This window comes from Paenarthrobacter sp. 2TAF44 (genome assembly GCF_052114885.1).
Classification (GTDB): domain Bacteria; phylum Actinomycetota; class Actinomycetes; order Actinomycetales; family Micrococcaceae; genus Arthrobacter.
Genome location: NZ_JBFRFP010000017.1, coordinates 40,035 through 54,453, shown reverse-complemented (window position 1 = coordinate 54,453; position 14,419 = coordinate 40,035). Strand labels below are relative to the sequence as shown.

General features: G+C 61.2%; 13 protein-coding genes. 11 read left to right on the top strand and 2 right to left on the bottom strand.

What is annotated here, in order from left to right:
• The first annotated feature begins 21 nt into the window (after positions 1-21).
• The 8 genes from manD to AB4Z15_RS16860 all read left to right on the top strand — a co-directional run bounded on the left by manD (position 22) and on the right by AB4Z15_RS16860 (position 9,109).
• On the top strand, positions 22-1,251 hold the full coding sequence (manD, locus tag AB4Z15_RS16895; RefSeq protein ID WP_442018205.1) for a D-mannonate dehydratase ManD: 1,230 nt from the start codon (positions 22-24) through the stop codon (positions 1,249-1,251).
• Entirely contained in the window at positions 1,241-1,759 is a 519-nt protein-coding gene (locus tag AB4Z15_RS16890) for a gluconokinase (RefSeq protein ID WP_442018204.1), read from the top strand. The genes manD and AB4Z15_RS16890 overlap by 11 nt, the downstream gene beginning before the upstream one ends.
• A 322-nt stretch (positions 1,760-2,081) precedes the next feature.
• Entirely contained in the window at positions 2,082-3,206 is a 1,125-nt protein-coding gene (gene chvE, locus AB4Z15_RS16885) for a multiple monosaccharide ABC transporter substrate-binding protein (RefSeq protein WP_431117898.1), read from the top strand.
• Between the two features lie 114 nt (positions 3,207-3,320).
• Positions 3,321-4,850, top strand: coding sequence for a multiple monosaccharide ABC transporter ATP-binding protein (gene mmsA, locus AB4Z15_RS16880; protein WP_431117899.1), 1,530 nt, complete (start codon positions 3,321-3,323; stop codon positions 4,848-4,850).
• A gap of 5 nt (positions 4,851-4,855) precedes the next feature.
• The gene (gene mmsB / locus AB4Z15_RS16875; RefSeq protein ID WP_442018203.1) at positions 4,856-6,139 is read left to right on the top strand and encodes a multiple monosaccharide ABC transporter permease; all 1,284 of its coding nucleotides are present in this window, start codon (positions 4,856-4,858) and stop codon (positions 6,137-6,139) included.
• A 157-nt stretch (positions 6,140-6,296) separates the two neighbouring features.
• Entirely contained in the window at positions 6,297-7,322 is a 1,026-nt protein-coding gene (locus AB4Z15_RS16870; protein ID WP_442018202.1) for a LacI family DNA-binding transcriptional regulator, read from the top strand.
• 5 nt (positions 7,323-7,327) lie between these two features.
• The gene (pyrE, locus tag AB4Z15_RS16865) at positions 7,328-7,912 is read left to right on the top strand and encodes an orotate phosphoribosyltransferase (RefSeq protein ID WP_442018201.1); all 585 of its coding nucleotides are present in this window, start codon (positions 7,328-7,330) and stop codon (positions 7,910-7,912) included.
• A gap of 60 nt (positions 7,913-7,972) precedes the next feature.
• Positions 7,973-9,109 (top strand): alpha/beta fold hydrolase, encoded by a 1,137-nt coding sequence (locus tag AB4Z15_RS16860; RefSeq protein ID WP_442018200.1) that lies wholly within the window; start codon positions 7,973-7,975, stop codon positions 9,107-9,109.
• 39 nt (positions 9,110-9,148) lie between these two features.
• On the opposite strand, the gene AB4Z15_RS16855 is transcribed toward AB4Z15_RS16860, so the two are convergent.
• A complete protein-coding gene (locus AB4Z15_RS16855; RefSeq protein ID WP_442018199.1) occupies positions 9,149-9,886 on the bottom strand; it encodes a tyrosine-protein phosphatase in 738 nt (245 codons plus the stop codon).
• A gap of 18 nt (positions 9,887-9,904) precedes the next feature.
• The gene (locus tag AB4Z15_RS16850; RefSeq protein WP_223935648.1) at positions 9,905-10,735 is read right to left on the bottom strand and encodes an HAD-IIA family hydrolase; all 831 of its coding nucleotides are present in this window, start codon (positions 10,733-10,735) and stop codon (positions 9,905-9,907) included.
• Between the two features lie 116 nt (positions 10,736-10,851).
• Here AB4Z15_RS16850 and AB4Z15_RS16845 point away from each other — a divergent pair, with 116 nt between their 5' ends.
• From AB4Z15_RS16845 to AB4Z15_RS16835, 3 genes are read left to right on the top strand one after another with little or no spacing between them, the layout of a single operon-like run.
• Positions 10,852-11,379: a PadR family transcriptional regulator gene (locus AB4Z15_RS16845; protein ID WP_442018198.1), complete on the top strand. Its 528-nt coding sequence runs from the start codon at positions 10,852-10,854 to the stop codon at positions 11,377-11,379.
• Positions 11,376-12,080: an ABC transporter ATP-binding protein gene (locus AB4Z15_RS16840; RefSeq protein ID WP_442018197.1), complete on the top strand. Its 705-nt coding sequence runs from the start codon at positions 11,376-11,378 to the stop codon at positions 12,078-12,080. Before AB4Z15_RS16845 ends, AB4Z15_RS16840 begins: the two co-directional genes overlap by 4 nt.
• Positions 12,077-14,296 carry an FtsX-like permease family protein gene (locus tag AB4Z15_RS16835; RefSeq protein WP_442018196.1) on the top strand — a complete coding sequence of 740 codons (2,220 nt, stop codon included), beginning with the start codon at positions 12,077-12,079 and terminating at the stop codon, positions 14,294-14,296. Before AB4Z15_RS16840 ends, AB4Z15_RS16835 begins: the two co-directional genes overlap by 4 nt.
• Positions 14,297-14,419 lie beyond the last annotated feature (123 nt).

Here is a 14,419-nt window from a genome sequence, read left to right as displayed (position 1 = left end):
CATCGGAAGGATCCCTCGACCATGAAAATCATTGCCGCTGAAGTCTTCGTGACCAGCCCCTCCCGGAACTTCGTCACCCTGCGCATCACCACCGAAGACGGGGTGACTGGCATTGGTGACGCGACGCTCAACGGCCGGGAACTGGCCGTCGCCGCGTACCTTAAGGAGCATGTGGCGCAGCTGCTGATCGGGAAGGATCCGCACCGCATCGAAGACACGTGGCAGTTCCTGTACCGCAGCTCCTACTGGCGCCGGGGGCCCGTGACCATGGCCGCGATTGCCGCCGTGGACATGGCGCTGTGGGACATCAAAGGCAAGGTGGCCGGCATGCCGGTCTACCAGCTGCTCGGTGGTGCATCCCGGAACGGGCTGCGTGCCTATGGGCATGCGTCGGGTTCGGACATTCCCTCGCTGTTCGACTCGGTGCGTGAGCACCTGGAACTGGGCTACAAGTCCATCCGCATCCAGACCGCGGTCCCAGGCATCAAGGCCGTCTATGGAGTTGCCGCCCAGGCCCAGGCATCCGGCGAACGCTACGACTACGAGCCTGCCGGCCGCGGCAACTTCCCACTGGAAGAAGACTGGGACACCCGCGCCTACCTGCGCCATCTGCCCACGGTTTTCGAGGCCGTGCGCAATGAGTTCGGTCCGGAAATTCCGTTGCTTCACGATGGCCACCACCGCATGACCCCCATCCAGGCAGCGAAGCTTGGCAAGGCACTGGAGCCGTATGACCTGTTCTGGTTGGAGGACTGCACCCCGGCCGAGAACCAGGAAGGCCTGCGCCTGGTCCGCCAGCACACCACCACGCCGCTGGCCATCGGCGAAATCTTCAACACCGTGTGGGACTACCAGACCCTCATCAAGGAGCAATTGATCGACTATGTCCGGGCGGCTTCCACGCACTTCGGCGGGATCTCGCCGTTGAAGAAGGTCATGGACTTCGCTGCCCAGTACCAGATCAAGTCAGGCTTCCATGGACCTACGGATATCTCGCCGGTGGGCTTCGCCGCCCAGTTGCATGTTGGCCTGGCCATCCACAACTATGGCATCCAGGAATACATGCAGCACTCGGACAAGACCAACGAGGTCTTCCAGCAGTCCATGACGTTCAAGGACGGATACCTGCACCCCGGGGAGGAGCCCGGCATCGGTGTCGAGTTCAACGAAGAAGCAGCCGCTGCCTTCCCGTACCAGCAGGCCTATCTGCCGTACAACCGTCTTGTGGATGGAACTGTTCATGACTGGTAAAGCGCAGTCCCTCCACCACGTCGTGGTGATGGGCGTGGCCGGCTGCGGCAAAAGCACGGTCGGTGCAGCCGTCGCTGAGCGGCTCGGAGCCGAATTCCTCGACGGCGATTCGCTGCACCCTCAGTCGAACATCGACAAGATGGCCTCGGGTACTCCGCTGAACGATCAGGACCGCGCACCCTGGCTGGCCGAAATCGGGACGCGATTCGCGGCGTCGAACTCTGCTCTTGTGATTGCCTGCAGCGCGCTCAAGCGTTCTTATAGGGACATTATCCGCAGTGGCGATCCGTCCGTGGTGTTCGTGCACCTGCAGGGCGCGCGTGAGTTGCTGAGTGAGCGCATGAACGCCCGGCCCGGCCACTTCATGCCCGCGTCCTTGCTGGATTCGCAACTCGCAACGCTTGAGCCGTTGCAATCCGATGAAGCCGGCTTGGTAGTGGACATCGATCAGCCCGTGGAGAAGATCGTGGACGACGCGTTCTCAGCACTCGAAGGAGCACTGTCCTAGCTCGCTGCACTGGAACGCCCGGCACTGCCCACAAGGCGGTGCCGGGCTCTTCTTTTTGGTGCCGAAAGCATGAAATGGGAAAGTGTGAACGCTAACAACGTTGTAAATCAAGACTTCCGGACGAGGTTCCCACCTGCAATCATTTTGTGATCCAATCCACTTGACCGACGGTATTGTTAGCGTTCACAATGGCAGTCGTATCACCTTGAAGTAGCCTGTGCCGCCCCCAGCGCACAGGCCAACCCAGCTTCACCGTGCCGGACGCGCAGATGCTCCGGCTGCATCAGAGTTCGCGGCAAAGCTGCCGCGGAAGGAGAGCATCGTGAGATTAAAGAAACTCCTGGGCGCCGTAGCGGTTGTCCTTACCTTGACCGTGGGAGCCACGGGCTGCGGTAGCCGCGGAGGAGCTGCAGAATCCAGCAGCACCGCCAAGCCCAGCGATTCGCTGGTCGGCATTTCGATGCCGACTCAGACGTCCGAGCGTTGGATTGCCGATGGCGCCAACGTTGAGAAGTCCTTGAAGGACCTTGGCTACAAGACTGACCTTCAGTTCGCCAACGATGACATCCCTACGCAGGTTTCCCAGATTGAGAACATGCTGACCAAGGGCGCCAAGGCCCTGATCATCGCAGCAATTGACGGCACCACGCTGACCGACGTCCTGGCCAAGGCCAAGGAACAGAACGTCAAGGTCATCGCCTACGACCGCCTCATCAACGGAACACCGAACGTCGATTACTACACCACCTTCGACAACTACACCGTGGGTGTCCAGCAAGCTACGTCACTGCTCACCGGCCTTGGCCTCGTGGACGCAAGTGGCAAGAAGGTTGATGGCAAGGGCCCGTTCAACGTGGAGCTCTTCGCCGGAAGCCCGGATGACAACAACGCCAACTTCTTCTGGACTGGCGCCATGGACACCCTCAAGCCCTACCTGGATGCAGGCACCTTGAAGGTTCCCAGCGGCCAGACCAAGTTCGAGCAGGCAGCCATCCTGCGCTGGCAGGCACCCGTTGCCCAGAAGCGCATGGAAGACATCCTGACGTCGGCTTACAGCTCCGGCACCAAGCTGGACGGCGTGCTCTCCCCGTATGACGGCCTTTCCATCGGCATCATCTCGGCCCTGACCAGCACCGGTGGCTACTCCACCGGAAAGCTGCCGGTAGTTACCGGCCAGGACGCCGAAAAGGGCTCCGTGAAGTCCATCATCGCCGGCGAGCAGTACTCCACGATCTTCAAGGACACCCGCCAGCTCGGCGCGCAGGCCGTGAAGATGGTTGACGCCGTGCTCAAGGGTACGGAACCGGAAACCAACGACACCAAGACCTACAACAACAAGGTCAAGGTTGTTCCGGCCTTCCTCCTGAAGTCCGTCATCATCACCAAGGACAACTACAAGAAGGAACTCATCGACTCGGGCTACTACAAGGAATCCGACGTCAAGTAAGCATTTCCTTCGGGTTGTGGTCCCGCTTCTGAAGCGGGGCGGGGCCACAACCCACCATGAGCCGGCCGAATCCCCGGCCAGGCAAAGTTTCCAACCAGTCAGTGGGAATTGACGATGAACGTACCCATTCTTCAAATGCGAGGAATAACCAAGACCTTCCCCGGGGTCAAGGCCCTTCAGGACGTCACCCTGGATGTAAACCGCGGCGAAGTCCACGCTATCTGTGGAGAGAACGGCGCCGGGAAATCCACCCTGATGAAGGTGTTGTCCGGGGTGTACCCGCACAACTCCTTTGACGGCGACATTCTTTTTGAGAACGAACCCTGCGAATTCAACAGCATCTCGGACAGCGAGAAGCGCGGGATCGTGATCATCCACCAGGAACTGGCCCTTAGCCCGTACCTTTCCATCGCAGAGAACATTTACCTCGGCAACGAACTGGCAAACAACGGCTGGGTGGATTGGCGGAAAACCAACCTCGAAGCCGCCAAGCTGCTTGCCCGCGTAGGTCTGAGCGAAAACCCCGTCACACCCATCCAGCACATCAGTGTTGGCAAGCAGCAGCTGGTGGAGATTGCCAAGGCGCTCTCCAAAGAGGTGAAGCTCCTCATCCTGGACGAGCCAACTGCTGCGCTGAACGATGAAGACTCGGACCACCTGCTGGACCTCATCCTGCACCTCAAGGGCCAGGGCGTCACCAGCATCATCATCAGCCACAAACTCAACGAGATCCGCAAGGTGGCCGACGCCGTCACCATCATCCGCGATGGCAAGTCCATCGAGACCCTGCGGCTGGACCAGGGCCAGATCACCCAGGAACGCATCATCCGCGGAATGGTGGGACGTGACCTTGAAAGCCTCTATCCGGACCGGACTCCGAACATCGGCGAGGAAGTCCTCCGCATTGAAGACTGGACCGTTCAGCATCCCCAGGACCACAGCCGCACCGTGGTGCACAATGCCAACATGAATGTCCGCAAGGGCGAAGTAGTGGGCTTGGCGGGCCTTATGGGCGCGGGCCGCACCGAATTGGCCATGAGCGTTTTCGGCAGGACGTACGGACGCGCCGTTTCGGGCAAGGTCTACAAGTACGGCGAAGAGATCAACACTTCCACCGTTTCGGACGCGATCGATCACGGCATTGCCTACGCCACCGAGGACCGCAAGCACTATGGCCTGAACCTGATCGAGGACATCAAGCGGAACATCTCCATGGCGGCGCTGAACAAGCTGGCCAAACGCGGATGGGTTGATGGCAACAAAGAAACCACCGTTGCCAACCACTACCGGAAGAGCATGAACATCAAGGCGCCATCCGTTGCAGCCATCACCGGCAAGCTCTCCGGCGGTAATCAGCAGAAAGTGGTGCTGAGCAAGTGGATGTTCTCGGATCCGGACGTGCTGATCCTGGACGAACCAACCCGCGGTATCGACGTCGGCGCAAAGTTCGAGATCTACACGATCATCAATGAACTCGCAGCCGCCGGGAAAGCCGTAATCGTGATCTCCTCGGAGCTGCCTGAGCTCCTGGGCATTTGCGACAGGATCTACACGCTGTCCGCAGGGCACATCACCGGCGAGGTCCCCATCGCCGAGGCCACCCAGGAAACCCTCATGCACTTCATGACTCAAGAGAAGGAATAGCCAACATGTCCGCCCTACGAGAATCCCTTGGCTTCCTCACAAGCCGCCTCCGCCAGGTTGGCATCTTCGTCGCCCTGATCCTGATCGTTATCCTCTTCCAGGTCCTGACCAACGGCATCCTGCTTGAACCGCAGAACGTCAGCAACCTGGTGGTCCAGAACAGTTACATCCTGATCCTCGCCATAGGCATGGTGATGGTCATCATCGCCGGCCACATCGACCTCTCCGTCGGATCCATCGCCGGGTTCATCGGTGCTGTTGCCGGTGTGATGATCGTGCACTGGGGCTGGGCATGGTGGCTCGCCATCCCGGCTTGCCTCCTGGTAGGTGCCTTGGTGGGTGCCTGGCAGGGTTACTGGATTGCCTATGTGGGCATTCCCGCCTTCATCGTCACCCTGGCCGGCATGCTCATCTTCCGTGGCCTGACGCTCATCACCCTTAAGAACCAGCAGATCACCCCGTTCCCCAACGAGTTGCGGGCCCTCGGTGGAGGCTTCCTCCCCGATATCTCCGGCGGCACATCCGTACTTGAATGGTTGACCGTCATCCTGGGCGTTGGCGGCACCGCAGCCATCCTCTTCCAGGCCATCAAGGAACGCCGGGTCCGCCGCAAGTTCAACCTTGAGAATGAGCCGATGGCATGGTTTGCCGTCAAGAACGGCTTCATTGCCGTACTGATGCTCATCATCACGTTCCTGCTGGCCAGCTACCGTGGAACCCCGATTGTGCTGATCGTCCTGGCAGTCCTCGTGATCCTGTACTCGGCATTGATGAACAACAGCATCTTCGGGCGCCACACCTACGCCATTGGTGGAAACCTGCATGCAGCAGAGCTCTCCGGCATCAAGACCAAGAAGGTAACCTTCCGGTTGTTCGTCAACATGGGCGTCCTCGCTGCGTTGGCCGGCCTGGTGTTCACGGCACGACTGAACTCCGCCCAGCCTGCTGGCGGTACCGGCTTTGAACTGGACTCCATTGCTGCCGCATTCATCGGTGGCGCGGCCGTCCAAGGTGGTATCGGTACCGTTGCGGGAGCAATGATCGGTGGCCTCATCATGGGTGTCCTGAACAACGGTATGTCCATCCTTGGCTTGGGAACTGACTACCAGCAGCTCATCAAGGGCCTGGTTCTGCTCCTTGCAGTCGGCTTTGACATCTTCAACAAGAATCGGACCGGTGCTGGCGGAGGGTCCTCAATCGGCCGCCGCTTCAAGTGGAAGACAACGCCTCCGGCAACCGAATCTGCGCCAGCTGCCAAGACTGAACCTGTGCGGGTAGACGCCAAGTAGCAAAAAATCCTGGGATAGGCCCGCATTCGGCTCCCAGCCGAGCTGACCTGCTCGGTGTGAAGAGCCGGATGCGGGCCAATCCTGCCCAAGCCCGCCATACGAATCCATAAAGTGAGGTGCGATGTCTCCCGGTGCACCATCAAGCAGGCCACCCGTTATGGGGGATGTAGCCAAGTTGGCCGGGGTCTCGCACCAGACCGTTTCCCGTGTCTTGAACAACCACCCCAACGTCAGCGGGAAGACCAAGGAACGCGTGGAATCGGCCATCGCCAGCCTTGGCTACCGGCGCAACACCGCAGCCCGCAGCCTGGTGACGCGGCGCTCCCGGACCATAGGAGTGCTGGCCTGCGAAACCGGCCAGTACGGACCCGCAAATACCTTGCTGGGAGTCGAACAGGCGGGCCGGGAAGCAGGCTATTTCGTCAGCATCGCCAACCTCCGCGAAGTGACCGGCGACAGCATCAACGACGCCATCACGCATTTTCGCAACCAGGCTGTGGAGGGGGTGGTCATCCTGGTACCGCATCCGGATGTCCTGGCCGCCCTCCGTGACGTCGCCGTCCCGTTTCCCATGGTGGCCGTGGGTGCCGGAACCGGGAACCAGCTGACGGGTGCTTCACTAAACCAGCGTCTGGGAGCGCGGTTGGCGGTGGAACATCTCATCGGGCTCGGACACCGCCACATCGGACACATTTCCGGTCCGCCCCACTGGATCGACGCGGCTGAGCGCATCAAGGGATGGCAGGAGGCGCTCGGCAACGCCGGCTTGGAGGCCGACGTTCTTCTCCAAGGGGGATGGGACGCCGCCTCGGGATACGAAGCAGGCCTGGCGCTCATTGAACAGCGCAAACCAGACGATCAGCCCACTGTCACCGCCGTCTTCGTCGCGAACGACCAAATGGCGGTGGGAGTCCTTCGCGCCCTGCAGGAAGCTGGGTTGCGAGTTCCGGAAGACATCAGCGTGGTGGGATACGACGATCAGCCTGAAGCTGCGTTCTTCCTGCCGCCGCTGACCACCATCAAACAGGACTTTGAAGAACTCGGCCGCCGTTGCATGTCCGCGGTACTCCATCAGTTGGAAAACGAGCCAGGCAGTGAGGAACAGATCGTGAATCCCAAGCTGGTTGTTCGTTCCACCACCGCGGCCCCTGCGCTTCGCCCGGCTCCGTCCCCACTAAACTAGAAGCCATGACTTCCACCAGTACCCCCGCAGCAGATACTGCAACTGCCCGTGCCCGCCTTCTTGAACTCATTAAAGAGTTGGCGGTGGTCCGCGGAAAGGTGATCCTCTCCAGCGGCAAGGAAGCTGACTACTACATCGACCTCCGCCGCATCACCCTGCATCACGAGGCCTCCAAACTGGTGGGCCAGGTCATGTTGGCAATGATCGACGACGCCGGGATCCCGGTTGAGTGCGCTGGCGGACTCACCATGGGTGCCGACCCCGTAGGTACTGCTGTCATGCACGCCGCCGTTGACGCCGGGCGCGCCGTGGACGCCTTCGTGGTCCGTAAGGCCCAGAAGTCGTACGGCATGGGCCGCCAGGTAGAAGGTCCCTCGGTTGAGGGCCGCAATGTGGTTGTCCTCGAGGACACGTCCACCACCGGCGGGTCCGCACTGACCGCCGTCGAGGGTGTCCGTAAGGCCGGCGGCAATGTGGTTGCCGTCGCCGTCATCGTGGACCGCGACACCGGCGCGAAAGAGAAGATCGAAGCCGAAACCGGCGTGCCCTACCTCTTTGCCTTCGGCAAGGACGAACTGGGCCTCAACTAGAGAGTTTGTAGGCAAACTACGGGGCTGTAAGGCAGTGCCCGCGAAGCCTATGCTAGCTGCGTGGACGTTCAAGTAGGGAAGCTCCAGGCTCCGCCGGAGGTGAACGAAAACCTCCCTGGCCGGGGCTCTGCCATGCCCGGATCCGGCTCAGGGGATGCTGCCGATCCGGCCGACTGGGCTCGGATCCTGCCCCAGGTTTCCCGGATAAAGCGGATATCGCGCCGCGACTTCCTTATCACTGCAGGGGTTTCCGTGGCACTGGCCGGAGACATGCTGTTTACCCGGCACGTGCAGGCCGAGCGTCGGGCCACCAAGATCCTCCGCGTTCCGGACTCCTACTCGGATCTCTACTTTCCGAAGGCCAGCTGGATCCTGTTTCCCGGGTATAAAACCAGTTGGGAAGAGGCACAGTGGATCCTGAACTCGCTGCGCCCCGCCCTGCACCAGCGCGGCCGCCTTGCCGCCGTCGGGTATTCCAACCTTGGCCTGGACGTTGATGAGGTGGTCCGCGAACTAGTTCTTCACGTTCGCGAACTGGGGCTGGAGAAGCTGTATTTCTACGGCCACAGCTTCGGTGGGATGCTCGCCACGCAAGTTGCCGCCCGTCTGCTGGAACTGCATGGTGTGGAGACCCAGCTGATCGTCCTGGATTCCAGTCCCTTCAGCCGCGCTGATGTGCTGGATCAGAGCTGGTTCGACGGCGTGGTGTTCCTTTATGAGAATGGCTTCCGCATCCCTTCAGTCCTGCGTGGCGGCTATGAACTGGGGGAGCGGGTGGCGCACAAGGACGAACGCACTTGGCGGCAAATCCTGGACCAAAGCCTGGAGCAGCTCTCGCCAATTGCCCCCTCCAGCGTGCTGATCCAGACGGAGTCTGCGTACATTTACCACTTCGATGGCCTGCGTCTCGCCGGCAAAATCGGCTCGGCCAAAATGGCGTTCCTGGGCAACTCCGAGGACAAGACGGTCAACTACGAGTCTGCTCGGGCTGCGTGGAGCAAGGTCTTCGCGGCGAACATGAAGCTCCCGGTGCTCAGTACGGATGGTGCCCGGCCCGCCCATGCCAGCCCGCAGTGGAGTGCCGACATTTATCGGCCCCTGTTGGAGCGGGTCCAGAATGAGCTGGAACCGCTGCCGCCTGCACCCGAGGAGCCGTCGTACCAGGAGCCGAATGGACGGGTTATCCGGCCAGCGTAGGTTTTATTGCTGGGCTCCGCTGCATCACCCCGCAGCGGTTCAGCCCCGCAGTGCTTCAACCTCGACGGCGGTGAGGCCCGCCTCGCGCAGGAAGCTGCGAGCATCCCCGAATTCCCGCGCGAAGCCCACCAGGAAATGCCGGATCGCGGCTTCAGGGCTCTGCAGGATCATGAGGTCAGGGCTGAAATACTGCGCGGGAGTGGACGGGACGTGGAGCCGCCATGTCTCGGCCATGACCTGAAGCAGGTTCGGAAGGTTGCGCGTGGTGGCCGTGTAGTCCTTCACCACGGCCTCGTCCGATTCACCCGCGGCCATGAGCGCGATCGCCGACACCACTCCAGTCCGGTCCTTGCCCAGCGAACAATGAACCAGTGTGCGTTTGCCTTCCGCGACAGGACGCAGGGCATCGGCTACCCAATCGGGTCTGACGCGGATCCAGCCCAAATACAGATCTCCCAGATCTTCCGGAGTCTCCACTGCCTGCAGCGACCCCGCCACCGTGTTGGGATCCAACGGATTGTGGATGAGCTCGACGGCGGGTCCGACGACGGCGGTACTCCCGCCACCGCCGTCGGGCTTGGACGCGTTCGAAGGAGAGGGGCCGCCCGGAACCAGCCACGGAACCAAAGACCGCTCGAGCTCGCTGCGCAGGTCCATGATGGCCTGGATGCCATGCTGCGCCAGGAATCCCGATGTCGCGGCTGCATCCAGGCCAAACGGCTGGCTCCCCCTCAATATCCGGCCACCGGCCAGAGGACGGAGGTTGAGCACAGCCACGACAGGACTCCTTTGGCTTTAGATCTGGCTCTTGAGGTCGGCCACGGAGCTCAGGATCTGGTTGGGTCGGAACGGGAACGACACGATTTCCTCGCGCTGGGTGATGCCGCTGAGCACCAGGACCGTGTGGAGGCCAGCTTCCATACCTGCCACGATGTCCGTGTCCATGCGGTCGCCGATCATGGCCGTGGTCTCCGAGTGGGCGTCGATCTGGTTCATGGCCGAGCGGAACATCATGGGGTTCGGCTTGCCCACGATGTACGGTTCGCGGCCCGTGGCCTTGGTGATCATTGCCGCGATTGCGCCCGTTGCCGGCATGGGGCCGTCCTTGGAAGGGCCAGTGGCATCAGGGTTGGTCGCGATGAAACGGGCGCCGGCCAGGATGTGCCGGACCGCCATGGTGATCGCTTCGAAAGAGTAAGTGCGGGTTTCGCCGAGCACCACGAAGTCAGGTTCCGTGTCCGTAAGGATGAATCCGGCTTCGTGCAATGCAGTGGTGAGGCCGGCCTCGCCAATGGTGTAAGCGCGGTTGCCGGAATCAGAGGACTGGACCTGGTCCTTGAGGAACTGGGCCGTGGCCAGCGCGGACGTCCAGATGTTCTCCTCCGGAACTTCCAGGCCGGAGGCGCGGAGGCGGGCCGCGAGGTCCCGGGGGGTGAAGATGGAATTGTTCGTCAGGACAAGGAAGCGCTTGGACGTATCCACCCAGCGCTGGATGAGCTCGGCTGCACCCGGGATCGCCTGGTTTTCATGAACCAGCACGCCGTCCATGTCCGTGAGCCAGCATTCGATTTCGTGGCCGTTCCGGTAAACCGATGCGGACGTGTGGGGCGTGGATTCTTCTGCCATATTTGCCTCCGGCTGGGATTGGTCATGCACTGCCTCCCAGTCTTTCATTATTCGGCCGGGGTGACATCCCGTGGTCTCGATGGCGTTAACTATAAACTCAGTGTATAGATGGAGCTGTGAACAACTCACTCACCCTTCTGGGCCTTTTGAATCGCGAGCCCAGCTACGGCTACGACCTCAAGCACTCTTACGACCGATACTTCGGAGCAGGCAAGGCGCTGGCCTACGGACAGGTGTATTCCACGCTGGCGCGGATGGTCCGTGATGAGTTGATCCGGGCTTTGGGCGAAGAGACCGGGGGAGGTCCTGATCGAAAAAAGTATGCGATTACCGACGCCGGAGAAGCCACAGTGCGCGAGTGGCTCTTCACTCCCGACATTCCCTCGGAATCCCTGCAGAGCAACCTCTTTGCGAAAACCGTCATCGCACTGCTGCTGGATGACGACGCCGAGCGGCTCCTTGACGTGCAGCGCAGCCAACACATGGCCCGGATGCGGGAACTGACGCGCGCGAAGAAGGAAGCAGGCCTGCTGCAGGTACTGATGTGTGACCACGGTCTGTTCCACATCGAAGCGGACTTGAGATGGATCGACCTCACGGCCACCCGCCTGTCCCAACTCAAAAAGGAGCTTCAGAGCGCATGAGCATCCAAACACCCATCCTCAGTGCCCGCGGGTTGCACCACTCCTTTGGCCCGACGGAGGCGCTCCGCGGAATAGACCTGGATGTCCATGCCGGGGAAGTATTGGCCGTCATGGGTTCATCAGGTTCCGGGAAGTCCACGCTGCTGCACTGCCTGGCCGGGGTCCTCGTGCCCGACCGCGGAACGGTGACGTACAACCCCGTTGACGAAGTGCCCTTGCACCTCAACGAACTCAAGGAGACCAAGCGGGCCCGGCTGCGGCTGACGGACTTTGGATTCGTCTTTCAATTCGGGCAGTTGCTGCCGGAACTCAGCGCGGTCGATAACGTCAGCATCCCGTTGCTGCTTAAGGGGATCAAACGACCTGAAGCGCTGGAGCGATCCAGAGACATGCTGCAACGTCTTGGCTTGGACGGACTGGGCGAAAAGCTGCCTGGCGAATTGTCTGGTGGCCAAGCCCAACGTGTTGCTGTTGGCCGTGCCTTGGTGACGTCCCCTGCGGTGTTGTTCGCAGATGAACCCACTGGCTCGTTGGACTCCCTCGCCTCGGAAAACGTACTCACCTTGATGCTCGATCTTGTCCGCGAAGCCGACACGACGGTGGTGATGATCACCCACGATGCCCGAACCGCTGCCTATGCAGATCGGGAAGTCATTGTGCGCGATGGTGCTCTGGGCGCCGGATACCGGGTGTCCACGTGAACTGGGGACTTTTCCGCCTGGCTGTGGCCGGCAGCCGCTCCGCCTATGGCAGGTTGACTGGAATCGCTGGAGGAGTCGCCGTCGGGGTCTGTCTTTTGTCGTTGCTCTGGGGTGGCGCCAACGGATTGCAAGCCCGGGACGACCGTGGCGCCTGGCTGCGCGAAACGGGGCATCCGTCCGTATCGGATTCGATCGATGCTTCGGGCGTTGCAGCTCCTATCCCCTTGACTCAGGAAACAGTGCTCATGCGGAGCAATGGGCTGGAGATCTTCCGGGACCAACTCATTGAGCGCCGCGATTTCGCTGCACTTCCCTCGACGACCGTGAGCACCCCGGGAATTGGTAGCCCGCCGGAATTCGGGAGCTATTACGCCTCGCCAGCGCTACAACGCCTGATCGAATCGACGCCCCGGGATCAGCTCGGAGACCGGTTTGGGGAGTTTGCCGGCGTGATCAACGACGCTGCCCTGCCGGGGCCCGATTCCCTGGTGGTCATCACGGGGGCCTCGGAGGCAGAGCTTCGAAAGAGCGGAAACGCCTCGTTGGTTTCGGACTTCACCAGCAACCCGTACGGAGGCAGCGCCGCCTCCTACACCACGGTGCTCCTTGTCGGAGCCATAGCAGTGTTCTTTCCGGTGTTGCTGTTGATCAGCATCGTCACAGATTTAGGAGCAGCGCAGCGACGCGAACGGTTTGCGACCCTGCGACTCATTGGGGCGTCACCCGGCACGGTCTCCCGGATTGCCGCCGTGGAAATTGCCATCCCCAGCCTGATCGGTGCCGCGATAGGCCTTGCCCTGGCGGTGATGTTGAAGCCTGCCACTGCCCAGATACCGATCAATGGCACCAGAATGTTTGCTGCTGATCTCCACACCGGATTGGCGGCCAATGTGGCGGTGGTGGCTGTAGTTGTGGTGGCGTCTGCACTTGTCGCCGCCATTCGGACCGCACGCGCAGACGTTGGGCCTCTAGGGGTGACGAGGGTGGTTCACGAGAAGAAGCCAACAATTTGGCGAACAGTGCCGCTGGTTATGGGGCTCGCCTTCATGACTTTGGCGGTTGTTCTCATCCGTGTTCTGAATTTCCGGCTGCCATGGCTTGAGTCCACGCTCTTGGTGGTCGGATTCATGATGGTTCTTGCGGGCATCGTTGTGATCGGCCCGTGGCTGACTCGAATGGTGAGCCGGATGGGCCAGCGACAGGCACGAAGCGCGGCCGCAATCGTTGCCGCAAGCCGTATTCAAAAGACTCCGGCGGCTACTTTCCGGTCCGTATCGGGGCTTGTGATTGCAGTGTTTGTTGTCTCGGTTTTCGCCGGCGCATCCAGCATCCTGGAATCCACCGAGAGTCCACAGCCGCGCCCCGGGTTGATGCAGCCCACCAGCCTCCACGCAACTGTGGGGTCTGGAGAAACACAGGTCCGGGTAGGGAAAGCGGCTTTAGCTGCGAAGGAATTGCCCGGAATTCTCAGCGCCACCATTGGCTATGGCTCGGCTGTGCTTTCGGACCGGGGCGCCGGACCCGAGCTCTACTTCCGGGCCTCAGAAGCTCGGGCCTTGGGGTTCGAGGACATTCCAGCAGCAGAAACGGTTGCTGTGGACAGCGCCTTCCTCTACTTCTGGACAGCTCAGCCGCTGGTCTTGACAGCGGCTCCCGATGGGACACTCGCGGGTCTTGTTCCGGTTGTCATAGTGGTGGACACCGACGGCACTCCTGAGGCCATGGACCGCGCTCGGACTGCGTTGAGCCGCTCGGGAGTCACGGCCACCCCTGCGTCCTCCCCATCTGACTTTCACTTGCAATCATCCAAACGCCTGATCCAGGGCCTTGCCGTGCTTGCGTACCTCGGAATGTTCGTTGCCGTCGCCATCGCCGGGCTTTCCCTCGCTGTTGGGACGGCCTCGGCAATCCTGGACCGGCAAAGGGTTCTTGGGCTTATGCGCCTTATGGGGATGCCAGCCTCAATTCTGCGTCGGATCATCGCCCGGGAAGCTGCAGTTCCCCTCCTGAGCGTGCTGCTGCTTTCCATCGGCCTCGGGTTCCTCACGGCCTGGCTCATGGTCACGGCAATTAACGACGCATACCAACTCTCGTGGCCGGAGCCCGGATATTTCATTGCCTTGGCGCTGAGCCTGCTCCTGGCGCTCAGCGCTGTCATCGCCACCTTTGGCCTGATCCGGCGAACTACTTCCGTGACGGCTACACGCTTCGAATAAAAATCGCGGTTCGAAGGGAGACATCCCATGGTGTGCCTGCGTGGGTAGTTCTGCCCATGCGGATATTCGGCTTTGACTTGCGTCGGGCGGCTCAGCCTCGACTACGCTTGTTCCGGCGCAGGC

What these genes read in the sequence shown, in the direction of transcription:
- pyrE (WP_442018201.1), top strand. Translation starts at nt 7,328, where the DNA reads ATGACTTCCACCAGTACCCCCGCAGCAGATACTGCAACTGCCCGTGCC.
- mmsB (WP_442018203.1), top strand. Translation starts at nt 4,856, where the DNA reads ATGTCCGCCCTACGAGAATCCCTTGGCTTCCTCACAAGCCGCCTCCGC.
- AB4Z15_RS16850 (WP_223935648.1), bottom strand. Translation starts at nt 10,735, where the DNA reads ATGGCAGAAGAATCCACGCCCCACACGTCCGCATCGGTTTACCGGAAC.
- mmsA (WP_431117899.1), top strand. Translation starts at nt 3,321, where the DNA reads ATGAACGTACCCATTCTTCAAATGCGAGGAATAACCAAGACCTTCCCC.
- AB4Z15_RS16890 (WP_442018204.1), top strand. Translation starts at nt 1,241, where the DNA reads ATGACTGGTAAAGCGCAGTCCCTCCACCACGTCGTGGTGATGGGCGTG.
- manD (WP_442018205.1), top strand. Translation starts at nt 22, where the DNA reads ATGAAAATCATTGCCGCTGAAGTCTTCGTGACCAGCCCCTCCCGGAAC.
- AB4Z15_RS16840 (WP_442018197.1), top strand. Translation starts at nt 11,376, where the DNA reads ATGAGCATCCAAACACCCATCCTCAGTGCCCGCGGGTTGCACCACTCC.
- AB4Z15_RS16870 (WP_442018202.1), top strand. Translation starts at nt 6,297, where the DNA reads ATGGGGGATGTAGCCAAGTTGGCCGGGGTCTCGCACCAGACCGTTTCC.